Source organism: Pseudomonas sp. Marseille-Q5115 (genome assembly GCF_916618905.1).
GTDB classification, from domain to species: Bacteria; Pseudomonadota; Gammaproteobacteria; order Pseudomonadales; family Pseudomonadaceae; genus Aquipseudomonas; species Aquipseudomonas japonica_A.
The window spans coordinates 3,233,941-3,257,093 of record NZ_CAKAKI010000001.1 but is presented as its reverse complement, the minus strand read 5'-3'; the positions used below and the strand labels follow the sequence as shown (position 1 = coordinate 3,257,093).

General features: G+C 63.7%; 16 protein-coding genes. 3 read left to right on the top strand and 13 right to left on the bottom strand.

Going from position 1 to position 23,153, the window contains the following annotated elements; translation table 11 throughout:
* Window positions 1-90: 90 nt before the first annotated feature.
* From LG385_RS14870 to puuE, 8 genes are all read right to left on the bottom strand, one after another.
* Entirely contained in the window at window positions 91-1,332 is a 1,242-nt protein-coding gene (locus tag LG385_RS14870; protein ID WP_181118877.1) for a ribonucleotide-diphosphate reductase subunit beta, read from the bottom strand.
* Between the two features lie 157 nt (window positions 1,333-1,489).
* On the bottom strand, window positions 1,490-4,387 hold the full coding sequence (locus LG385_RS14865) for a ribonucleoside-diphosphate reductase subunit alpha (protein ID WP_225774923.1): 2,898 nt from the start codon (window positions 4,385-4,387) through the stop codon (window positions 1,490-1,492).
* 443 nt (window positions 4,388-4,830) lie between these two features.
* Window positions 4,831-5,577 (bottom strand): 4'-phosphopantetheinyl transferase family protein, encoded by a 747-nt coding sequence (locus LG385_RS14860; protein ID WP_413247328.1) that lies wholly within the window; start codon window positions 5,575-5,577, stop codon window positions 4,831-4,833.
* Window positions 5,578-5,745: 168 nt separating this feature from the next.
* Window positions 5,746-6,534 carry an outer membrane protein OmpK gene (locus tag LG385_RS14855; RefSeq protein WP_181114965.1) on the bottom strand — a complete coding sequence of 263 codons (789 nt, stop codon included), beginning with the start codon at window positions 6,532-6,534 and terminating at the stop codon, window positions 5,746-5,748.
* A gap of 389 nt (window positions 6,535-6,923) precedes the next feature.
* The gene (locus LG385_RS14850) at window positions 6,924-7,436 is read right to left on the bottom strand and encodes an ureidoglycolate lyase (protein ID WP_225774922.1); all 513 of its coding nucleotides are present in this window, start codon (window positions 7,434-7,436) and stop codon (window positions 6,924-6,926) included.
* Window positions 7,437-7,466: 30 nt separating this feature from the next.
* Complete coding sequence (gene alc / locus LG385_RS14845) at window positions 7,467-8,459, bottom strand: allantoicase (RefSeq protein WP_225774921.1); 993 nt, start codon at window positions 8,457-8,459, stop codon at window positions 7,467-7,469.
* A gap of 19 nt (window positions 8,460-8,478) precedes the next feature.
* Complete coding sequence (gene uraD, locus LG385_RS14840; RefSeq protein ID WP_225774920.1) at window positions 8,479-8,994, bottom strand: 2-oxo-4-hydroxy-4-carboxy-5-ureidoimidazoline decarboxylase; 516 nt, start codon at window positions 8,992-8,994, stop codon at window positions 8,479-8,481.
* Window positions 8,991-9,920, bottom strand: coding sequence for an allantoinase PuuE (puuE, locus tag LG385_RS14835; protein WP_225774919.1), 930 nt, complete (start codon window positions 9,918-9,920; stop codon window positions 8,991-8,993). The genes uraD and puuE overlap by 4 nt, the downstream gene beginning before the upstream one ends.
* A gap of 204 nt (window positions 9,921-10,124) precedes the next feature.
* Between puuE and uraH the strand changes: the two genes are divergently transcribed.
* Window positions 10,125-10,478: a hydroxyisourate hydrolase gene (gene uraH, locus LG385_RS14830; RefSeq protein WP_181114954.1), complete on the top strand. Its 354-nt coding sequence runs from the start codon at window positions 10,125-10,127 to the stop codon at window positions 10,476-10,478.
* A gap of 85 nt (window positions 10,479-10,563) precedes the next feature.
* Entirely contained in the window at window positions 10,564-15,471 is a 4,908-nt protein-coding gene (locus LG385_RS14825) for a dermonecrotic toxin domain-containing protein (RefSeq protein ID WP_225774918.1), read from the top strand.
* A gap of 93 nt (window positions 15,472-15,564) precedes the next feature.
* Here the strand turns inward: LG385_RS14825 and LG385_RS14820 are convergent, their stop codons facing one another.
* The 5 genes from LG385_RS14820 to xdhA all read right to left on the bottom strand — a co-directional run bounded on the left by LG385_RS14820 (window position 15,565) and on the right by xdhA (window position 22,282).
* Window positions 15,565-16,197 carry a LysE family translocator gene (locus LG385_RS14820; protein ID WP_225774917.1) on the bottom strand — a complete coding sequence of 211 codons (633 nt, stop codon included), beginning with the start codon at window positions 16,195-16,197 and terminating at the stop codon, window positions 15,565-15,567.
* An 85-nt stretch (window positions 16,198-16,282) separates the two neighbouring features.
* Window positions 16,283-17,587, bottom strand: coding sequence for a guanine deaminase (gene guaD, locus LG385_RS14815; protein ID WP_225774916.1), 1,305 nt, complete (start codon window positions 17,585-17,587; stop codon window positions 16,283-16,285).
* Window positions 17,584-18,438: a xanthine dehydrogenase accessory protein XdhC gene (gene xdhC, locus LG385_RS14810; RefSeq protein WP_225774915.1), complete on the bottom strand. Its 855-nt coding sequence runs from the start codon at window positions 18,436-18,438 to the stop codon at window positions 17,584-17,586. The genes guaD and xdhC overlap by 4 nt, the downstream gene beginning before the upstream one ends.
* A gap of 3 nt (window positions 18,439-18,441) precedes the next feature.
* The gene (gene xdhB / locus LG385_RS14805; RefSeq protein WP_225774914.1) at window positions 18,442-20,835 is read right to left on the bottom strand and encodes a xanthine dehydrogenase molybdopterin binding subunit; all 2,394 of its coding nucleotides are present in this window, start codon (window positions 20,833-20,835) and stop codon (window positions 18,442-18,444) included.
* The gene (gene xdhA / locus LG385_RS14800; RefSeq protein ID WP_225774913.1) at window positions 20,828-22,282 is read right to left on the bottom strand and encodes a xanthine dehydrogenase small subunit; all 1,455 of its coding nucleotides are present in this window, start codon (window positions 22,280-22,282) and stop codon (window positions 20,828-20,830) included. Before xdhA ends, xdhB begins: the two co-directional genes overlap by 8 nt.
* A 211-nt stretch (window positions 22,283-22,493) precedes the next feature.
* On the opposite strand from xdhA, the gene LG385_RS14795 reads away from it, so the two are divergent.
* Window positions 22,494-23,153: a GntR family transcriptional regulator gene (locus LG385_RS14795; RefSeq protein WP_225774912.1), complete on the top strand. Its 660-nt coding sequence runs from the start codon at window positions 22,494-22,496 to the stop codon at window positions 23,151-23,153.

The window sequence follows — 23,153 nt, the reverse complement described above, 5'->3', positions numbered from 1 at the left end:
CCCCTGTATCGAACAGGGGTGGCTCGGTTTCTCAGACGATGGGTTCAGCCGACGTTAACCAGCTGACCTTGGGCACCCGCGAAGCGCTTATCAATCCCAGCTCAGCGCACCGCCGGTCTGGTACTCGATCACGCGGGTTTCGAAGAAGTTCTTTTCCTTCTTCAGATCCATGATCTCGCTCATCCACGGGAACGGGTTGCTGGTGCCTGGGTATTCTTCTTTCAGGCCGATCTGGGACAGACGCCGGTTGGCGATGAACTTGAGGTAGTCCTCCATCATGGCCGCGTTCATGCCCAATACGCCGCGCGGCATGGTGTCGCGTGCGTATTCGATTTCCAGCTGGGTGCCCTGCAGGATCATCTGGGTCGCTTCTTCCTTGAGCTCGGCATCCCACAGGTGCGGGTTTTCGATCTTGATCTGGTTGATCACGTCGATGCCGAAGTTCAGGTGCATGGATTCGTCGCGCAGGATGTACTGGAACTGCTCGGCCACGCCGGTCATCTTGTTGCGGCGGCCCATGGAAAGGATCTGGGTGAAGCCGCAGTAGAAGAAGATGCCTTCAAGCACGCAGTAATAGGCAATCAGGTTGCGCAGCAGCTCCTTGTCCGTTTCCGGGGTGCCGGTGTCGAACTTCGGATCGGAGATGGCGCGGGTGTACTTCAGGCCCCAGGCCGCTTTTTTAGCGACGGAAGGGATCTCGTGGTACATGTTGAAGATCTCGCCCTCATCCATGCCCAGCGACTCGATGCAGTACTGGTAGGCGTGGGTGTGGATCGCCTCTTCGAAGGCCTGGCGCAGGATGTACTGGCGGCACTCCGGGTTGGTGATCAGGCGGTATACGGCCAGTGCCAGGTTGTTCGCCACCAGCGAGTCGGCGGTAGAGAAGAAGCCCAGGTTGCGCATCACGATGCGGCGCTCGTCGTCGGTCAGGCCTTCGGGGCTCTTCCACAGCGCGATGTCGGCCGTCATGTTGACCTCTTGCGGCATCCAGTGGTTGGCGCAGCCGTCGAGGTACTTCTGCCAGGCCCAGTCGTACTTGAAGGGCACCAGCTGGTTGAGGTCGGCGCGGCAGTTGATCATGCGCTTTTCATCAACCTTCACACGGGCAGCGGAGCCTTCCAGCTCGGCCAGGCCCTCGGCGATGTCCAGGCTGTTCAACGCGGCCTTGGCACGGGCGACCGCCGCGCTGTCGTTAGCGCTCACTTCGCGGGCTTCGTGCGCGGCGGCGTCGCCAGCGCTGTCGAGTTTGTCCATGGCGCCGGCTGGTGCCTGGCTGCCATTGGCCTGTGCGGCGTCGCCGTCGTCTTTATCGAATTCGTCCCAGCTCAGCATGGCGGGTTCTCCTGGATGTAGCCCACCGCTGCCAGGGCAGGGTGGGCCGGGTGTTAGCGGTGCTCGCCTGGGCAAGCAGCCTTGGAAGAGTGAGGCGCCGGGACGCCTCGAGCGTTGCGTGCGTGGCGCCCACCATCAGGGGCGCCAGACGCGGGTATTACTGACACGCCTCGCAATCCGGCTCGTCGATGGCGCACGCCTTCGGCACCGGGGCGGGGCCGGCGGGGGGTGCAACCTCGGGGGCTGCGGGCAGCGCGCCGGCGGTGCCGCTGGGGACCGCGTTCAGCTTGCCGGTGCTGATGGTGGACTTCTCGGTGCTGGTGGCGGCCAGGGCACGGAGGTAGTAGGTGGTTTTCAGGCCACGGAACCACGCCATGCGGTAGGTCACGTCCAGCTTCTTGCCCGAGGCGCCGGCGATGTACAGGTTCAGCGACTGGGCCTGGTCGATCCACTTCTGGCGACGGCTGGCCGCTTCCACGATCCACTTGGTGTCCACTTCGAACGCGGTGGCGTACAGATCCTTCAGCTCTTGCGGGATACGCTCGATCTGCTGCACCGAACCGTCGTAGTACTTCAGGTCGTTGATCATGACCGAGTCCCACAGGCCGCGCGCCTTGAGGTCGCGTACCAGGTAGGGGTTGATCACGGTGAACTCGCCCGACAGGTTCGATTTCACGTAGAGGTTCTGGTAGGTCGGCTCGATCGACTGCGATACGCCGGTGATGTTGGCGATGGTTGCGGTCGGTGCGATGGCCATGATGTTCGAGTTGCGCACGCCTTTCTGCACACGCTCGCGCACCGGTGCCCAGTCCAGGGTTTCGCTGCGGTCGACTTCGATGTACTTGGCGCCGCGCTGCTCGATCAGGGTTTCCAGCGAGTCCAGCGGCAATACGCCCTTGGACCACAGCGAACCCTGGAACGTCTCGTAGGCGCCACGTTCGTCGGCCAGGTCACAGGAGGCCTGGATCGCGTAGTAGCTCACCGCCTCCATCGAACGGTCGGCGAAGGTGATGGCCGCTTCGGAGCCGTACGGGATGTGCTGCAGGTACAGCGCGTCCTGGAAGCCCATGATGCCCAGGCCAACAGGGCGATGGCGCAGGTTGGAGTTGCGCGCCTGCGGCACCGAGTAGTAGTTGATGTCGATCACGTTGTCGAGCATGCGCACGGCGGTCTTGATGGTGCGCTCGAGCTTGGCGGTGTCCAGCTTGCCGTCGACGATGTGGTTCGGCAGGTTGATCGAGCCCAGGTTGCAGACCGCGATCTCGTCCTTGTTGGTGTTCAAGGTGATCTCGGTGCACAGGTTGGAGCTGTGGACCACGCCCACGTGCTGCTGCGGGCTGCGCAGGTTGCACGGGTCCTTGAAGGTCAACCACGGGTGGCCGGTCTCGAACAGCATCGAGAGCATCTTGCGCCACAGGTCCTTGGCCTGCAGGGTTTTGTAGACCTTGATCTTGCCGTATTCGATCAGGGCTTCGTAGTACTCGTAACGCTCTTCGAAGGCCTTGCCGGTCAGGTCGTGCAGGTCCGGGGTTTCCGAAGGGGAGAAGAGGGTCCACTTGCCGTCTTCGAACACACGCTTCATGAACAGGTCGGGAATCCAGTTCGCGGTGTTCATGTCGTGGGTGCGGCGACGGTCGTCACCGGTGTTCTTGCGCAGCTCGAGGAATTCCTCGATGTCCAAGTGCCAGGTTTCCAGGTACGCGCACACCGCGCCCTTGCGCTTGCCGCCCTGGTTTACCGCCACGGCAGTGTCGTTCACTACCTTGAGGAACGGCACAACGCCCTGGGACTTGCCGTTGGTGCCCTTGATGTACGAGCCCAGTGCACGGACCGGCGTCCAGTCGTTACCCAGACCGCCAGCGAACTTGGACAGCATGGCGTTATCGTGGATGGCGCCGTAGATGCCGGAGAGGTCGTCCGGCACGGTGGTGAGGTAGCACGACGACAGCTGAGGGCGCAGGGTGCCGGCGTTGAACAGCGTAGGCGTGGAGGCCATGTAGTCGAACGACGACAGGAGGCGGTAGAACTCGATGGCGCGCTCGTCGCGGTTCTTCTCTTCGATGGCCAGGCCCATGGCCACGCGCATGAAGAATACCTGGGGCAGTTCAAAGCGCACGCCATCCTTATGGATGAAGTAACGGTCGTACAGGGTTTGCAGGCCCAGGTAGGTGAACTGCTGATCGCGCTCGTGATCGATGGCCGCGCCCAGCTTGGCCAGGTCATAGTTGGCCAGCTCAGGGTTCAGCAACTCGTATTCCACACCCTTGGCCACATAGGCTGGCAGCGCCTTGGCGTAAAGGTCGACCATCTCATGGTGGGTGGCGCTTTCGGCAACGCCCAGGAAATTCAGGCCTTCGGCGCGCAGGGTGTCCATCAGCAGGCGGGCGGTGACGAAGGAGTAGTTCGGCTCACGCTCAACCAAGGTACGGGCGGTCATTACCAGCGCGGTGTTGACGTCACTGAGGGCTACGCCGTCGTAGAGGTTTTTCAGGGTTTCACGCTGGATCAGCTCGCCGTCCACTTCCGCCAGGCCTTCGCAGGCTTCGGTGATGATAGTGTTCAGGCGGCCCATGTCCAGCGGCTCCAGCGTGCCGTCGGCGCGGGTCACGCGGATGCTCGGGTGCGGCTGCGCGGGCTGGCCGGCGTTGCTGCGGCTGGCACGCTCCTTGGCGCGCTGGTCGCGGTAGATCACGTAGTCGCGGGCGACTTTCTGCTCACCGGCGCGCATCAGGGCCAGTTCTACCTGGTCCTGAATTTCCTCGATATGAATGGTGCCGCCCGACGGCATGCGACGGCGGAAGGTCGCGGTGACCTGCTCGGTCAGCCGTGCCACGGTGTCATGAATGCGCGAGGAAGCCGCGGCGTTTCCGCCTTCCACTGCGAGGAACGCCTTGGTGATGGCCACGGTGATCTTGTCGTCGGTGTAAGGGACGACCGTACCGTTACGCTTGATCACGCGCAGTTGGCCGGGCGCGGTGGCGCTCAGCTCCTGAGTGGAGCCCACGCCCTGAGGCGCCTGGCCTTGCGGGTTCTCGCGAGTGGTGTCGGTGTGCATAGGTTCTCCACGATCTTGATGTGAATTTAGGCGCGGCAGGGTGGCTGCCGTTCCATGCGAAGCACGACAACCGACGAAAGCGACCTGGCCGTAAAGGCCATCAGCCGGCTTGGCCGGTATACAGCGACTTCAAAAATTAAGGAGGTGCGACAGGGCGCCTCCGTGGCATAACAGGTTGGTAGCCAGCGCGCGCGGGGGCGCCTGGCAGCCCGTGTTCGACGGCCAGGGAATGACCGCGAAAAGGGCTTGAAATTTCTATGAGAATTGTGTTCTAGCGAAGCGGCGAACCACTACATGTAGTGGGTTTAGCGCCAACGGGCTACACGATAATGCGGTTGGCCGGTCATTGCAACATGAAGAAATGTGGATAACGTGTGGGCAAAATGTGGGGGAAATCCTGCGCACGGCTGCGGGCCGCGCCAGCTGCGGGTTGTAGGAATACCTCAGGAAAATCGCCGCTCGTCATCTTGGGCGGGGATACAAACCAGGCTCAACAATCGACTGCCCTGGACGCAAAACTGCCCTGGCAGTTCCGTGCCGTACGTCCAACCGGCGCCCAGGTCGGTGAGCAGCCGTACTCGCGCTTTGCCTTCATGGGACCAGGCCAGCACCTCGGCTGCTTCGAAGTAAAAACGCTGGCGCACGAGGGGGTAAAGGGCCTTGAACAGGCTTTCCTTCAGCGAAAACGTGAGTGTGATTGCCAGTGCGGCCTGGGCCGGGTCCGTGGGCAAGCGCTCCAGCTCGGCGGGGGTGAGTATTTCCCCAGCCAGGCGTTGGGCGCGCCCGGGTTCGAGCAGTGTTTCCGCATCCAACCCCAGCCCGCGCTGGTAGCCTGCGGGCGCGACGATGGCTGCGGCCCAGCCCTGGCCATGGGTGATCGCACCGGTAACGCCCTGGGGCCATACCGGGCCGCGATCCTCGCCAATGGGAATATCCACCTCGGGTAACCCAAGCTGAGCCAGCGCGGCGCGCGCGCACAAGCGGCCGGCGAGAAACTCGGCCTGACGCTTGGCCACCGAACGCTCGATGCTGGCGGGCTTGAGTACGCCGCTGCGCTGGAAGTCGTCGATCAACAGCCAGGACGGCTCGAAGCCACAACTGGCGAATGCACTGCCCGCTACCGGCGAGGGGAGCGGGAAGTGGTAGGCCAGTGGTGTGCAGCAGGCGGGGTGGAAAGGCATATCGCTCATGGCGGGTATTGTGCCGCCAGGCCCGGCCTATAGGAAGCTTCGCGAGATACGCCCAGCAGGCTTTGCACCGGATTCATGGGCCACGTTCGCAGGCTGGCGCCTACTCCTACCAGGGCCCGCATTGGGCCCTGTAGGCGAGTGCTATCACCGGATGGCTCGCACCGCTGCTTAGAAGAACACTTTGACCAGCAGGCTGGCGGTGTTCTGGTCGGTGTCGAAGTACGGAGTGTCCTTGATCCCGTACTTGTCTTTCCAGTAGTCGTATTCGATCCCCACGTACAACTGGCGGTCGGCCATGTTCAACGCCTTGCCCAGGTCGTACTTGATCTGCGGGTTGAAGTGCAGGTTGGCGTGGTAGTCGCCACGGTTATTGCTGTCGTTGCCCACTACCCAGTCCATGAAGCCGTCGATCAGCACGTCCGACTTGCCTACCGGAATGGTGTAGGACCATACCGGGGTGATCTGCCAGACGTTGTCGCCGGCGCGTGGGCCGTCGGTTATGCGCTTGTAGAAGTTGAGCTGGAAGTAGTCGAAGCCTGGCACGTCCAGGTCGAAGCCCGGGCCGAACAGGTAAGACTCGTTGTCGCCCTCGCCAAACTCATAGGTCAGCGCCAGCAACACGTCTTTCACCGGGCCGAACTTGATCGGGCGGTCGAGGATCTTGCCAGCGGAAATACGCGGGCTGAACTCGCCGTACAGGGTGCTGTTACCCGAACTGGACGAGGCCTTGCCGTTGAAGAAGATCTTGTCCACGAACAGGAAGTTGTCCCCGTACTTCCAGGAGTCCGCGTGCTCGAAGGTAAAGGTCTGCTGTATTTCCGGGTCTACCGTAAAATCCCGCCCGTTCAGGTAGGTCAGGCTATTGCTTTGCCATTGCAGCCAATCGCCGGCCGCCTGGGCATTGCCTGCCGCCAGCACACTGCCGGCGACCAGAAGGCTGGAAAGGGTACGGTTCATTGAAAGCTCCCTGGTGATTACAGCGGCGCTGCATTGGCGCCGCCTGGATAAATGTGCTGTCCGATCGGTCAGGTTCGCTGGCCGCCAGAACCCTTTAGCAATTGCTGCGCCAGCTTCTGGATGGAGCCCTGAATGCCTGTCCGACAGGTCAGGAAAGGCACCAGTACGCGATACGCTTCAACAAGCGCAGGCGTAAAAGGAGAAGTGGGTAGGCCATCGGCAAAGGGCGCGCAGCATAATTAGGAGCATTCTGAAAGGCAATCGCCCTATGACGGGGCGTATGTCACAGCAGTATCAACGGCCAAGTGGCCTGATCAGGTGCGCCTTGGTTCGCTTTCGCGCCCGTGGCGATCCAGGCCTGAGCAACCTGGATGCGCCTCAGGCCCGAGTCAGGCATTGATGTGCGAGCGATCCAGCAGCCACTGCTCGGCCAGGGGGAAGAAATGCTCGTCGCAGTTATTGCCTGGGCCGCTGCGGTCCACCACCAGGAAATCGTCGAGCGGATGCAGCGCCAACACCGGGTGGTGCCACACCCCCCGGTGGTAATTCACGCCTTGGCGGCCATCGCTGAGAAACGCGCGAATCGCCGCAGGGTCAGGCTGTTGCGCAGGCGGCGCCACTACGATCAGAAATGGGTGGCCCAGCAGCGGCACGAACGCCTGACTGCCATGGGGGTGGCGTTCCAACAGGGTGACAGGCATCGGCATGCTCAAGGCCTGCGCCCGGAAGATGCTGATGATCCCGGTGTCTTCAGGGCCGCTCAGCTGCACATCGGCCAGCCGGTGGTAGCGCTCGGTGGAACCGTTGTTGATCAAGAAGTGATCGCGCCCTTCGGTGGCAATCACGTCACCAAATGGCGCGAAGGCTTCGCGGCTCAGGGGCTCGATGGTCAGCTGGCGCATGCAGAAGGTCTCCGGATAGAAAAGCGCGCCTCAGCGCGCAGGGCGGCCGATCACCCGCAGCCGGCTTACGCCGCCATCAGGGAACACGTTCAGGCGCAAATGGGTGATCGGGCCCAGGTCGCGGATCTGCTCGGCGAAGTGGTGCTCCTGGTGCATCTGCAGCTTCTGGCTGGGCAGCAGCTCGCGCCAGAACAGGCTCTGGGTTTCGATCTGGCTGTCGGTGCCGCCTTTCACGAAAGCGGCCTGGATCGAGCAACTGTCCGGGTAATTGCCCTTGAAGTGCAGGGTATCGACCACGATCTGCTCCACCGTGCCGGGGTGGCCCAGGGCAATGATCACCCAGTCGTTGCCCGGCGTACGGCGCCGCGCGGTTTCCCAGCCATCGCCCATGTTCACGCCGCGGCCGGGGTTGAGCAGGTTGCTCATGTGGCCGTAATGCTGGTCGGAACACGCCAATGCGCGGCCGCCGTTCAGCGCCGCGGCCAGGTCCAGTGGCTCGTCGCCGGTGCCTGACCAATCCACGGCCGGTATGCCGTGCACGCGCAGCCGTGCCACGCCACCGTCCGGGTAGATGTTGAAGCGCAGGTGGCTTACCGGTTGTTCATGGCTGATGGCGTGATAGTGGTGGCTGTTGCCCTGCAGTTCTACCGCTGGCAGTACTTCTACCCAAGCGGTGTGCTCATCCGGGTCGCCGCTGGCCAGGTAGCAGGCCTCCAGCGAAGCCGAGGGCGGGAAGTTGCCGGTGAACCAGGAGGTATCGATATCCACGCCCTTGAGCGTGCCCGGCACGCCAAGGCGGATCACCGCATGGTCGTACCCTTCGAAGCGTTTGCGTCGCGATTCCCAGCCATCCATCCATTTACCGTTGTCATCGAACACGCCTTCTTTCCACACCGCCGGGTGCGGCTGGAACAAGCGGTTCACGTCGGCAAACCAGTCGTCGCTTACCGAAAGCGCACGGGTGCCGAGACGGGCGTCGGCCAGGTTCAGGTATTTTTCGAAGGGTGCGGCGTAGGCTTTCATACGGTCGGGCCTTGAGCAGTTAAAGGGCGTGAAGGCGGAACAGGGCGATTTTGTTGATTTCGGCCAGGGCGCAGCCGAACTCCACTTCGCGGGTGTGATGAATGCGTGCTTCGAAGGCGGCAAGGATCTGATGCCGGTCGCTGCCCTTCACCGCCATGATGAAGGGGAAGCCGAAGCGCGCCTTGTAGGCATCGTTGAGTTCCGTGAAGCGGGCAAACTCCGCCGGCGTGCACAAATGAATGCCTGCGCCGGCCTGTTCACTGGTGCTGGCGGCGGTAAGCTCGCCGGCCACCGCGGCTTTGCCGGCAAGGTCCGGGTGGGCGTTGATCAAGGCCAGCTGGCGAGCGGTATCGGCGGCCAGCAGCGTTTCGCTCATGGCGGCATGCACGGCTTCGATGCTGTTCAACCCTTGGCCCTGCAGGCGGTCCCAGGTATCTGCGGCAACCCATGGGGAATGCTCATAGAGGTCGCCGAACGCCGCGATGAAGGCGTTTCGGTCCAGATCCTGGCCGGGGAGGGTAGAAAATGCAGTCATGGGGCCACCTGCGGCTGGAAAGGGTGCGTGGCGTGCCAATGGCGGGCGATGTCTACGCGCCGGGCGAACCATACCCGTTCGTGGCTTTTGGCGTATTCGATGAAGCGGCGCAGGGCGGCTAGCCGCGCCGGCCTGCCGATCAGCCGGCAATGCAGCCCGATGGAGAGCATTTTGGGCGCCTCGGCGCCTTCCTCGTACAGCACGTCGAAGGCATCCTTCAGGTACTGATAGAACTGCTCGCCATTATTGAAGCCCTGTACCTGGGTGAAGCGCATGTCATTGGTGTCCAGGGTGTAGGGGATCACCAGATGGGGCTTGCCGGTGGGCGTTGCGGGCTCCCAGTAGGGGAGGTCATCGTCGTAGGTGTCCGAGTCATACAAAAACCCACCTTCCTCCATCACCAACCGGCGGGTGTTGGGCCCGGTGCGCCCGGTGTACCAGCCCAGCGGGCGTTCGCCGGTGAGGTTGGTGAGGATCTCGATGGCTTTGAGCAGGTGTTCCCGCTCTTGGGCCTCGTCCATGTGCTGGTAGTCGATCCAGCGGTAGCCGTGGCTGCAGATCTCATGACCGGCGGCGACCATTGCCTGGATCACCTCGGGATGGCGCTGAGCGGCCATGGCCACGGCAAACACCGTAAGCGGGACGCCCTGTTGCTCAAACAGCCGCAGGATGCGCCACACCCCCGCGCGGCTGCCGTATTCGTACAGCGATTCCATGCTCATGTTGCGTGCGCCTTGCAGCGGCTGCGCGGCGACCATTTCCGAAAGGAACGCTTCAGATTCCTTGTCGCCGTGGAGGACGTTGCGCTCACCGCCTTCTTCATAGTTGAGCACGAAGGACAGGGCAATACGCGCCTGGCCAGGCCATTGCGGGTGTGGCGGATGTTCGCCGTAGCCAACGAGGTTTCGGGGATAGTGGGCGCTCACGGCGGGTTCCTTTCTGGCTGGCGCGGTAGGTGTAAAGTGCTGATGTTTTTCCGGTCAGGTATCCTGCCTCGGCGGCTTTCCCGTTGCAAGAAACTTGCCCATGTGGTCAGTTTTTTTAGTACCCTCGGCGTTGCCATGCGCAGCGTCTGAATTCAGCGAAGCCGCTGCACGAAAGCGGTGCGCCAACCTCACAAGGAGGCCCTCATGGGGCGTTTGACTACACACGTACTGGATGCCTCCCGAGGCTGCCCCGGGGCCGGCATTCCGGTAAAACTGTACCGGGTCGACGGAGAGCGACTCGAGTTGCTATGTCGCACCCTCACCAATGAAGACGGCCGCTGCGATCAGCCGCTGCTCGACGGCCCTGGGTATGTTACAGGGGTATACCAGCTGCACTTCGAAGCCGGGGCCTACCAGCGGGAGCATGGAGCACAAATACCCGGCCAGCCTTTCCTTGATGAAGTGGTACTGCGCTTCGGCATCGACGCTCAGCAATCGCATTACCACGTGCCGCTGCTGCTCTCTCCCTACAGCTATTCGACCTATCGCGGCAGCTGAACGCCCCTTCGGGCGCAGCGGTATCTACCACCGGCATGGCTGAGGCTTCAGCACACTGCGGCTCCTTCTCCCAGGAGCCGTAGCCATGAATGAATTCGATAGCCTGCTCGACATCATCCCCCTCCCCGAAGCTCACCTTCCAGATAGCCAGCCTGAAGCAGAGGCCGCCGCCTACATTGCCGCGGCGCTCCTTCACGCCGAAGCACCGGTGGATTGGCTGAACCAGTTGGCCGACGCGCTGGAGGGGGTCAACCAAGGCGCCGATCCCTGCGCCGAATTCACCGAACTAGCCCCGCGGTTCATTGCCCACCCACAAAGCTGGCGAACCGCCCTGGCGGCCGCCCAACGACAGCAGGCGCAGGCCTACGCTGATCTGTTATCGCTGGGAAGCCAGCCGGACAATTACCCACAGCAATGGCTTCTGGACCAAGTTTCGGCGCACCGCGCTCTGCTCACGGCCCGCTTCGGCGAAGACGCTCCTGGCGAGCCCCGTCTGGCGAGCTTCCGCGCCGCGCTTTCCCAGCGCCAGCTCGCCTGGCAAGGGGCGGGGCGCGTGCTGGGGAGCATCGGTAATGCCGCTTCATTGCGCAACCAGCACGAGGGCTTACGCTCGTTGATTCTCCAGGCGCTGCTCGCCGAAGTGCGGCTCCAGTGCGAAGAAGGGCAGATCCCCGCACAGGCCCTGGCCACATTCGAGCCTTTGCTCGCCTCGGGCAGCGCGTCGGCCCTAGAGGTGCGATGGCAGGCCGCGACGGTTCCCAACGCCTGGGTGATTGCGCCGGCGCGTGAATGGGCGGCCAACCTGAGCACCCTGCCGCTGTTGCTATGGGTACACGGCGAGGGCGGAGGGCTGTTCCATACGCAGCACCCGCAAACACTGCGAGGGAGATTGGCGTTCACGCTGACGGCGCCCTTCGCTACAGCCCTCGGCGGTTTGCCAGGCAATGCAGAGGCCGATTCGTCGTCATTGGGGCTGGCGCCTTTGAGCGGAGGGCTGTGCGCAGCCATCGACGCGTTGATCGAACACTGGGCCCAACGGCTGGAAGCGGCCGAGCCCGGCCTGGCGCTTGAACAGGCCTTGGATGAAGCGCGTGGCGCGTTGGCCATACCTGTAGACGCTACGCGCCAGCAGGCGCTGGCGTCGGTCGAACGACAATGGCAGGCCGATGCGTTGGTCCAGCACATGCCCACCTGGCTATTGGCACGCACCCCAGAGGAGCGTGAAGCCGCCGCCACTGAGTTGGCGGCTTATCACCAGGCTGCCGCGGAACTGGAGCTCTGGCTCAGCGAGCAGCTACCGGCGTTTCCGGCCTTCGCCGGGCAGCTATTGGCCGAGCGGATCAAGCAAGACCTGGGTATTGCCCTCAATCCCGAGCAAGCGATCCTCACCCGGCCCGTCAGTGTCACCTTCCATTGGTTCAGCCCGGGCATTGTGCTGGAGCCGCCACCGATGGGGACGTTCCTGCCGCCGCTCGACACCGAACCCGCCGATGGCGGGCTCCGGTGGATCCCCAGCGATGACTGGGAAACCCTGACCCTGACTCAACTGGCCACTGAAAACCTCGATGCACTCGACGAGGCTGAAGTCGAACGGTTGAATATGGCTCGCTGGCAGCGGGAGGGCATTTCGGCTGCTTATCTGCTAAGCGCCCTGCCAGCGCTGGACCCCCTCAAGCAGTATGAGGCGCTTCTACGCCGCCTGCTCGATCCTGCCTTGGCCGAGCGCCCGGAACGGTTGCGCGTACCCTATGAGCGGGAACTGCTATGCCAGGCGCGCATGGCACACTGGCAGCATCACCTGAGCGAAGAAGGCCTGGCGATGGTGCGTACGGCCGCCGCACTACATGACGCGACCGCCCTGGCCGATCAGGGCCTGCGCATACATTGGCTGGTAATCCACGCCCAGGAAGAACGTGGCGAGCCCCTGCAGGGGTGTTGCGCGCTGGTTGACGTTGATGCAGGCCGTACCGTGTTGTGCCTGCCAGGCGCGCCCGCCGGGTATGCGCTACTGGAACGGGACGCTCTTGCCGCTGCCCTCGGCGCCCTATGTGACGGCATACGGGTAACGCCTGCCCTTGCCGACTATGTCGCACACCGCCTGGGTGGTGAGCCGCTACGATGGTTGTCCTATTTCCACCAGGCCGCACAGCGGCATTACGAGGGCTACCTGACCGCGCCAGCCAGCCTCGGCCAAACCCTGGTCGGGATGCAATTGCATGACCGTCGCGCATGGCTTCAGGGCCGTGCCACACACCAGGGCCGAAGCCAGCGCGAGTTGCTCAAGGCACGTAACTTGTCGGCCCATCACCGCGATCTGGGATATTTGCGCGCGGGGCTGGCCGTGTTGCCTGGCGTGGGCACGCTGATCGGCCTGCAGGACATCTATGACAGTAGCCGTGCCGCTGCCGCAGCATGGCATCAGCAGGATGCGCAAGCCCTGGGTGCCGCTGCGCTGGGAGTGGCCGCCGGCGTGCTGGACGTTCTGCTCAGTGTGGTACCTGTGGCGGGCACTGCGGTCAGCTTGCGGCAGGCGATACGCGCTCACGTAAGGGCACGCGGTGGCCTTCAGGTCGGTCGATCGGCATTCGCCGGCTACGAAGCGCCCCTTCGCCTGCGCGACGCAACGCCGCTTTTCGGGCGTGATGCCGGGAGTTGGCGCTCCGCCGGTGAGCAATATATATGGCAAGACGGCCGCGCCTATGCTGTGTATCGCCGCGCCGAGGAGAACACCCTGCGCTTGCGGGCGACCGCGACCCGGCGCTACGAAGCACCGGTTCGCAGGGAAGGTGAACGGTGGGTCATCCATGCCGAGACCGGCCTGCGTGGGGGCGGTGGCAAGTTGACCGATGCCGAGCAAGTCTTCGCCACGTGGGGCCCTGGCAGCGCACATGCGCCCTTCACCGGCGCCACGCGCCTGCAGGCGCTACAGCGAGGGCGCAGGCTACTGGAGCAATACCAGTTCCCTAATGCCCAGCAGGCCACCGAGTTCGCCTGCGCCTACCTGGCCGACGGTACTCCTCCGGCGTGGGCGTTAGGTTATCGCACCGGCGCTGGCGCTGCCCCGGCCCCCTCTGCAAGCGGGCAAGGGTGGCAAGCGGTTCGTTGGTCGCTTGGCGAGGCGGACGAAGTCATCCCTGGCCTGCTGGGCGGAGAAGTGAGTGTGCGGTTCTTCGAAAACCCTCTGTTGCACGGAGGGGTTCGGTGGCAAGGGCAGTATTACCCCCTTGTGCCCCATGAAGCCAGCCCGGGTGCCGCGCGCTTCATCACACCTGCAGGCCGGCCCCCCGCGCACCTGCAGGACCTGGATGACCTTATCCGCGACGGCCGCGGCCCGGTGCGGGTGCTGTTGGGGCAAAGCCGTTCACAGGCGCCGCAGATTATTGGAGGCTACACCGAAACCTTTGCCGAGCGGCTTGCCCGAAGGTTCCCGGACATTGCCGCCGATAGCCGTCAGGCCTGGGGGCAAGCCATTTACCATCATGCCGACCCGCAAGCCCAGGGGCTCACACAGCGCCGCCTGCTTGCCTTGGAGGGCCTGCTCAACGACCCTGCGTCGGACCCCTTGCAGGCGCTGGCCGTTCGGCGAATTCACCAGATGGAAGTGACTGTGGCCCGGCGCAACGTACCCAATCGCTTCGATCAGCTGCGCTGGGCGTTGAACCCGGCCGAGGAACAGGCGATCCGCGGGGCCTTGGCCTTCGACAGCGTGCCAGCGGCTCAGGCCGCGATTGGTCATATGATCACCCGTCGCGGCTACCAGCTGCTGCTAAGTCACGCAACGCCCATACGTTACCTTTCGGTATTGCGCAACCCACGTACCCAGAGGATCTATATCCTGGTGCAGCATCCCGTGACCGGCCCGCTGCAGATGCAAGCCACCAATGGCGTCAACCTGCTGAGCGCGGCCTGGATGGATCTGTTCATCTCAGGGGTAAAAAGCCCCGAGCTGGCCGCCTTGTTGCGCACGGCGAGGGCTGAACGCCGACTGCACCCACTGCTGGGCGGCGTGCTGCTCGATGGGCCCCGGCCCGAACTCGTGTGGGAGCGCGTCCGGATGCCGTCCGCGGTCCAGGGTGGGCCTTTGAATCTGCGCAGCTGGCGCGACAACGCCCGCGCGCTTCAGCCTACAGACCTCGAGACCGCGCCGGGCTCCGGGCTGTACCGCCAGGAGGCAACGGCGCTGGTGGAAGGCGCGCGCGTGGAGGGTCGCTGGGTTCCCTTGTTCCCGACCGAGGACGGTAACGGCATCATGCTTACACGGCCCGCAGGGCTACCATCGCCGCTCACCTTCGATGCGCTGGAACAGTGCCTGCGAGAGCGGTTCGCGGAACAGCCATGGATCGTGTCCAGGGCCGCGCAGGAATGGACGGTCCGTCGGCCTCTGTTCATCGCGCCGCTGGATCGCCAGGTGAGCCGTGTACGCCCTGGAATCACTCGGCCGAGCGCCCTCAACGCAGCGCGGGCGGTATTCGAACGGGCGCAGGGCCAGGATCACGCCCGGTTGTTGCGCCTGGAGCATGTGCTGTTGACGTGGATCGGTGACAGTACGGTCTTCGGTGAGCTGGCCGACCCTTTACTGATGCTGACCCGGCAACATCCCATAGCCTTGCCTGACAGCGCGGGATGGCAGCTTGCATTGCCGGGCGATATACAGGGAACAGGCAATGCGCTGAGTGTGGTGTACCTGCAGCCCGTGGAGCCTCATACCCGTAGCCTGGTAGCAGCGCTCGGCCGGCCGCGCATGCGGCATCACGCGCCTAATGTGATCGACGACATGTTACGGCGCTACGGCCTGGTACTGGACCATCGGGCGGGTGGCTTTGCCCAGTACCGGCAGCCTGCGACCAACCATCTGTACCTTGTGGCCTTGCAGGTGAGCGAGGGCGGGCTTACGAATGTGGCGCTGGACGACGGGGTGCAAGCGCTGTCCGGTGCCTGGATCGCGCACTGGCAGCTACGACTGGAAGGGGCTCCAGCCGAAGCGTTGCAGTAGGCCTTGGCACAGGGGCGGGTAGTGCGCCTGGTAGCAACGCTGCGCCTGGATGCGGACCTGAATGGGAGTGTTGCGATACAGCGGCTGGCTGATCTATGAAGGCCGCTGGCCGATCAAGGCCACCGTGCCAGCCGTGGCGAACAATGCCGCACTGGCGCGGTTGAACCATTGCTGGCCGCGGCCGCTACGCAGGTAACCGCCCGCGCTGCGCGCCAGCAATCCATAGCCGAGCTTGCAACACAGATCCAACGCCGCCCAGGTGAGGACCATCACCGCCAGCTGGGGGCCCAACGGAACATCCGCACGAATGAACTGCGGAAGAAATGCAGCAAAGAACAGGATGTCCTTGGGGTTGCTGGCACCCAGGGTAAATGCACGGCCGAACAGCGAAGCGAAGCCCGCTTGCGGCGGGCTTACGGGCGCAGCGCCCGCTGTGCGCGTACGTGCCTGACGCCAGCTGGCCCACGCCAGGTAAAACAGGTAAAGCGCGCCAGCCACTTTCAGCGCCCCGAATACCGTAGCGGACGCCGCGAGCAGCGCGCCCAGCCCCAGGGCCGAGGCGCTGAGCAGGCAAAGCGAGGCACTCACTCCACCGACGAACGCAGGCCAGGCGCGAACGATACCCAGGTTCAGGCTGTTGCTGACCATCAGCAAGGACAGTGGCCCGGGAATGACGATCACCACGAACGCTGCGGTGACAAAGAGTAGCCAGGTATCAAGGTTCATGGAGGGCTCCAGAGCGGGAGGGAATTATCTGCGCGCCGCGAACTTTGGCAAGTCGCAGCGCCCGAGCCGGAGTTCTGGTAGCCCGTCATCGGCGATGCACCACCTCGCCCATGGCGAAGGTTTGCTTGACCACGCGATCGTCCCCCAGCGTCATCAGCACGAAGAGGGTTTCGGCGATATCTCGCGCTTGCGCCAGCCGATACGACAACAGCGGCGTTGCGTTGAGGTCCAGCACCAAAAAATCCGCTTCATGGCCAGGGCTGAGGCTGCCAATCCGGTCTTCCAGCGACAACGCACGTGCGCCACCCAGGGTGGCCAGGTACAAGGATTTGAACGGGCTGAGCCGCGCGCCCTGCATCTGCATCACCTTGTAGGCCTCGTTCAGGGTTTGCAGGATGGAGAAGCTGGTGCCGCCGCCCACATCAGTGCCAAGGCCCACTTTTACCTTGTGCTGCTCGGCCATGGGCAGGTTGAACAGGCCGCTGCCCAGGAACAGGTTGGAGGTTGGGCAGAAGGCGATGGCCGAGCCGGTTTCGGCCAGGCGCGCACACTCGGCGTCGCACAGGTGAACCCCATGGGCGAACACCGAGCGCTCGCCCAGCAGCTGGTAATGGTCGTACACATCCAGGTAGCCGGTGCGCTCGGGGAACAGCGCCTTCACCCATTCGATTTCTTTCTGGTTTTCGCTCAAGTGCGTTTGCAGGTACAGGCCGTCGTGCTCGCGCAGCAACCGGCCGGCCAGCGCCAGTTGCCCAGGCGTGCTGGTAGGCGCGAATCGAGGCGTAACCGCATAGTGCAAGCGGCCTTTGCCATGCCAGCGTTCGATCAACGCCTTGCTCTGGATGTAACTGCTTTCGGCGGTGTCGGTGAGGTAATCCGGGGCGTTGCGGTCCATCATCACTTTGCCGGCGATCATCCGCAGGTTCAGCCGCTGTGATGCTTCGAACAAGGCATCCACAGACTCGGGGTGCACGCTGCCGAACACTAGCGCGGTGGTGGTGCCGTTGCGCAGCAGCTCGGCCAGGAAGCGCGCCGCCACATCGTCGGCGTGGGCCTTGTTTTCGAACTGCCGCTCACACGGGAAGGTATAGGTGTTGAGCCAATCCAGCAGTTGCTCGCCGTACGCGCCGATCATGCCGGTTTGCGGCAGGTGGATATGGGTGTCGACGAAGCCGGGCATGATCAACGCATTTTCGAAGTGCTCCACCGGGGTGTCATCGCCCAGGGTGGGCAACAGGTCGGCGGCCTCGCCCATGGCGGCGATTTTTCCCTCCTCCACTATCAGCAGGCCATCGCTGATGTACTGGTACGAGGCATCGACGCCGAGTTCGACAGGGTCGCCCAGGCTGTGCAACAGGCCGGCACGGTAAGCTTTACGGGTTGAAGTCATGAAAGGTGCTGTCCTGCAGTGGAAGTACGCCGCGACTGCGGCAGCAACCGGGCAAGGGTTTCCCCGCCCTGGATGCCTTCGCCGAAGCGTGCGTTATAAAGTGAAATGATCTCGGCGGCGACAGAGACTGCAATCTCCATTGGCAGCTTGCCCTTCACGGGCGCCAATCCGACCGGGCAGCGCATGCGCGCAAGCGTTTCGGGGGGAATGCCGCGATCTCGCAGCCGGTGCTCGAAACGTGCGCGTTTGGTTTTCGACCCGATCAGGCCAAACCAGTGGGTGTCGTTGCGGCGCAGGATGGCCTCGCTCAAGGCAAGGTCCAGCTGGTGATCGTGGGTCATGACCAGGCAATAACTGCCCGGGCGCATGCGGTCTACTTCCTCCACCGGGTCGTCGTTGACGATCGCTTCCACCCCCGCGGGCAGCACGGGCGGAAATTCCTGGGCGCGGGCGTCCACCCAGCGCACTCGGCAGGGCAGGCTGGCCAGCAGCGGCACCAGCGCGCGGCCTACATGGCCGGCGCCGAACACGGTGATATGGGCCTGGGGCTGGCCCAGCGGTTCGAGCAATACCACTGCCGCGCCGCCACAGCATTGGCCCAGGCTGGCGCCGAGGCTGAAGCGCTCCAGGCGGGATTGCCTCGCTCCCTCGGCAAGCAGCTCCCGGGCCATGGCCAGGGTTTTGAATTCCAGGTTGCCGCCACCGATGGTGTCGTAGGCGGTGGTGGCGGTGACCACCATCTTCGCCCCGGCGTTGCGCGGCGTAGAGCCTCGTTCCTCGATCAAGGTGACCAATACGCAGGGTTCGCCAGCGGCATGCAGCTCGGCCAGGGCGCTGATCCAGTCGGTCATGGTTCAGGCCTCCGCTGGTTGTTTGACGGGAACGGGGGAGGGCTGGATTTCGCGCAGCGCCTGGCAGGCCAACAGCACCCGTTCAGGCGTGGCAGGGGCGTCCAGCGCCGGCTGCACCTGATAGTTGGCCAGGCTGGCCACCGCATCCTTGATCGCGCACCAGGCGCTGATGCCCAGCATGAACGGCGGCTCGCCCACGGCCTTGGAGTGGAATACCGTGTCTTCGGGGTTCTTGCGGTTTTCCACCAGGTGCACGTTGAACGCTTCCGGTACGTCGGCCACGGTAGGGATCTTGTAGCTGACCGGCCCATTGGTGAGCAGGCGGCCTTTGTCGTTCCACACCAGCTCTTCGCAGGTCAGCCAGCCCAAGCCCTGGATAAAGCCGCCTTCCACCTGGCCGATGTCGATGGCCGGGTTCAGCGAGGCCCCTACGTCGTGAAGGATGTCTACCCGCGTGAGCTTGTATTCACCGGTCAATACATCCACCAGCACTTCACTGCATGCGACCCCAAAGGCGAAGTAGTAGAACGGCCGGCCTTTGGCCAGTGAACGGTCATAGAAGATCTTCGGGGTTTTGTAGAAGCCTGTACTCGACAGCGACACCTGATTGAAATACGCCAGTTGCACCAAGGCCTCGAAGGTCATGAGCTGCTCGCGCACCCGAACCATGCCGTTGCTGAACACCACGTCTTCGGCGCTTACCCGCCAATGGGCAGCGGCAAAGTCCACCAACCGCTGGCGCAGGATGAGCGCGGCATTCTGCGCCGCCTTGCCGTTGAGGTCGGCGCCGCTGGACGCTGCCGTGGGCGAGGTATTTGGCACCTTGCCGGTATGGGTAGCGGTGATTTCGATCCGGCTGATGTCCACCTGGAACACCTCCGCGACCACCTGAGCCACCTTGGTATTGAGGCCCTGGCCCATTTCGGTGCCGCCGTGATTCAGTTGGAGGCTGCCGTCGGTGTAGATGTGCAATAGCGCGCCGGCCTGGTTGAGGAAGCTGGCCGTGAACGATATACCGAATTTTACCGGGGTCAGCGCCATGCCTTTTTTCAGCACCGGGCTGTGGGCATTGAAGGCCGTGATGGCCTTGCGCCGGCTGACGTAATCGGCCCGGGCTTCGAGGTCAGCGGTCATTTCCTCGATCAGGTTGTGTTCCACCGTCTGGTAGTAGTGGGTCACGTTGCGGTCATGCTTGCCATAGTAGTTGGCCTTGCGCACTGCCAGCGGGTCCAACTGCAAGTGCCGGGCGATGCGATCCATCACCTCCTCGATGGCCACCATGCCTTGAGGGCCGCCGAACCCGCGATAGGCCGTATTGGAGGCGGTGTGGGTCTTGCAGCGGTGGCCATTGATGGTGGCGTCGCCCAGGTAATAGGCGTTGTCGGCGTGGAACATTGCCCGGTCGACGATGGAGGCGGACAAGTCCGGCGAATAGCCACAGTTGCCGGCCAGGTCCATGGCAATGCCATGCAGGCGACCGGTATCGTCGAAGCCGACGTCGTACTCAACGTAGAAGGGGTGGCGCTTGCCCGTCATGGCCATGTCATCGCCACGTAGCAAGCGCATCTTGGTAGGCTGCCCGGTGAGGCGGGCAATGATCGCGCACAGGCAGGCAGGGCCGGCAGCCTGGGTTTCCTTGCCGCCGAAGCCGCCACCCATGCGGCGCATGTCCACCACCACCTTCGCCATCGGCACGCCCAGCACTTCGGCCACCAGCTTCTGCACTTCGGTGGGGTTTTGGGTGGAGGAGTACACCAGCATGCTGCCGTCTTCGCCCGGCATTACCGAGGCCACCTGGGTTTCCAGGTAAAAGTGTTCCTGGCCACCAATGTGCAGCGTGCCTTGCAGGCGGTGGGGTGCGGTGGCCAGCGCTGCGGTGCTGTCACCGCGCTGGTGGGTATGGCTGTCCAGCACAAAGTGACGCTTGCGCAAGGCCTCCACCACGTCCAGTACCGGTTCAAGCTCTTCATATTCAATCACCGCAGCCATGGCCGCGCGGCGGGCGGTTTCCAGGTCGCAGGCAGCCACTGCCAGCACCGGCTGGCCCACGTATTCCACCTTGTCGATGGCCAGCAGCGGGTCCCCTGGTACCAGCGGGCCGATGTCCTTGAGGGCGGGCAGGTCTTCATGGGTGATGACCAGGCGTACCCCGGGGATCGCCAGGCAGGGCGAGGTATCCACCTTCACCAATCGGGCGTGGGCGCGCTCTGACAGGCGTGCGTACACATGCAGCTGGTTGGGGAATTCCAGGCGGTCATCAATGTATTGGGCTTCACCGCTCACGTGCTTCTCGGCGCTTTCATGGCGCACGCTGCGGCCAACGCCGGTAGCGATGCCCTGGCGGAACGCCTCGGCCAGCTGTTGCTCGGTCAATGTGTGAGTGTGGGAATCAGACATGAGCGGCCACCCGGGTCGGAAGGTCAGGTGTATGGGTTTCGATCAGGCATTTACGAAGAAGGTTCTGGGCCACCAGCAAGCGGTACTCGCTGCTGGCGCGCAGGTCGCTGAGGGGGGTGAAGTCTTCGGCGAGGGCCTGGCAAGCTGCTTCGATGCTGGCAGTGGTCCACGGCTGGCCCTGTAGGGCGGCTTCGCATGCGTAGGCCCGCTTGGGGATGGCCGCCATCCCGCCGTAAGCGATACGCGCCTGGGTTACCTGCCCATTGTCCAGAGTGAGATTGAAAGCCGCGCACACGGCTGAGATGTCGTCGTCCAGGCGCTTGGAAACTTTGTAAGCGCGGAACAAGCTGTCTCCAGCCGGGCGCGGCACCTTCACCGCCTCGATGAGCTCGCCGGGCTGGCGGGCCGTGATGCGGTAGTCCAGATAGAAGTCTTCCAATCGCAACTCCCGTTGTGTGTCGCCATGGCGCAACAGTAGTGAAGCGCCTAGCGCCAGCAGCAGCGGCGGTGCGTCTCCGATGGGGGAAGCGTTGCCGATGTTGCCACCCAGCGTGCCCTGATTACGTACCTGGAGTGAAGCAAATCGGTGCAGCAGCGCGCCGAAGTCCGGGTAATCCTCAGCCAGCGCGGCGTAGCAGTCGGTGAGCGGTGTGGCCGCGCCGAGGGTCAGTGTGTGCTCGGTGGACGTGATCTGCCGCAACTCAGGCACCTGGCCCAGGTAGATCATCGAGGTCAACGGGCGGCGTTGCTGGGTCACCTCAAGCGCCAGGTCGGTGCCACCGGCAAATAGCCGGGCTTGCGGCTCGGCGGCGTAAGTTTGGGCGAGGCTGACCAGGCTGGTAGGGATTCGGCAGTGGCCAGCAGGGCTCGTCAGCTCGCCGGGGCTTTGGGCAGCAATCGCCTGGAGCTGCGCGATAGTGGCGGCTTCACCCGTATCGAAGCTGTCTTCGACAGGTGCAGCGCACGCCTGGGTGGCGGCTTCCACGATAGGCCGGTAGCCCGTACAGCGGCAGAGGTTGCCGCCCAGTGCTTCATGAATGGCCGGTGTGTCGGCGCCGGGGCAGTTCTTTTGCAGGGCGAACAGGCTCATCACAAAGCCCGGCGTGCAAAAGCCGCACTGGGAGCCGTGGCAGTCCACCATGGCCTGCTGAACGCTATGCAGTTGCCCTTGCTGTTTGAGGTCTTCCACGGTGATCAGCTGTTTGCCATGCAGGGTGGCAATGAAGGTGAGGCAGGCATTCACGCTGCGATAGCGCAGGCCCGGCGTACCGTCTGCCTGGGCCACAAGCTCGCCCAGCACCACCGTGCAGGCGCCGCAATCACCCGTGCCGCAGCCTTCCTTGGTACCACGCCGGTTGCGCCGTTCGCGCAGGTATTGCAGCACGGTAAGGTTGGGGTCCAGGTGCTCCTCGGAACACAGCTGGTGGTCAAGCAGGAACTGGATCACGGGCGACCTCGCAAGCTGTGGCGGTATTCGTAAGGGCTCGGCGAATGTAGTAGCGGGTTGACTGGAAGGTCAATAATTTTCTGACCTTTGAGTCAGGTTCGAAGGCCTGAAGGAGATCAAGCGTATTTCGTGCCAGTTCGCCCGCTTCAGCCGACCAGTATTTGCTATACAATCGCCGCCTTGCGCATTTCCCGGACCCGCAGAGACCATCATGACGTTCAAGGCCTCGGACAGCCTCGCCGAGCAGATTGCCCGCCACCTGGCCGACCGCATCGTGCGCGGCGAGCTGCGCCCCGGCGAACGCATCCAGGAGCAGAAAGTAACCCAGGCGCTGGACGTGAGCCGCGGCTCGGTGCGCGAAGCGTTGCTGATCCTCGAGCGGCGGCACCTGGTGGTGATCCTGGCGCGGCGCGGCGCCCACGTGAGCGAGCTCAACGCTCACCATGTGCGCAGCCTGTGCACCCTCATGGGTGAGCTGTACATCCTGCTGGGCTACGCGGTGGCCGAACATTGGCGCACCGAAGCCGACCTCGCACCCTTCCTGGCGCTGCAACAGCGGTTGCGGGCCAGCGCCGAGGCCAATGCCATCCAGGCCTTTGTTGACGATAGCTTCAATGTGATGCGCGCGGCGTATCCGTTCGCCAACAACCCTTACCTGCGCGAAACGGTCGAGAACCTGCAGCCGGCCATGAACCGCAACTACTACCTGGCCCTGGAGCAGCGCAAGGCCGTGATGGCCGATTACCTTGAGCTGTTCGATGGCCTGCTGAACGCGGTGCGTGCCCGCGACCAGGCGAGCATTCGGCGCCAGCTGCAAGCGTACTGCGAGCTGAGCTGCCAACTGGTGCTGGCCGCCCTGGGCCCGGCCTGA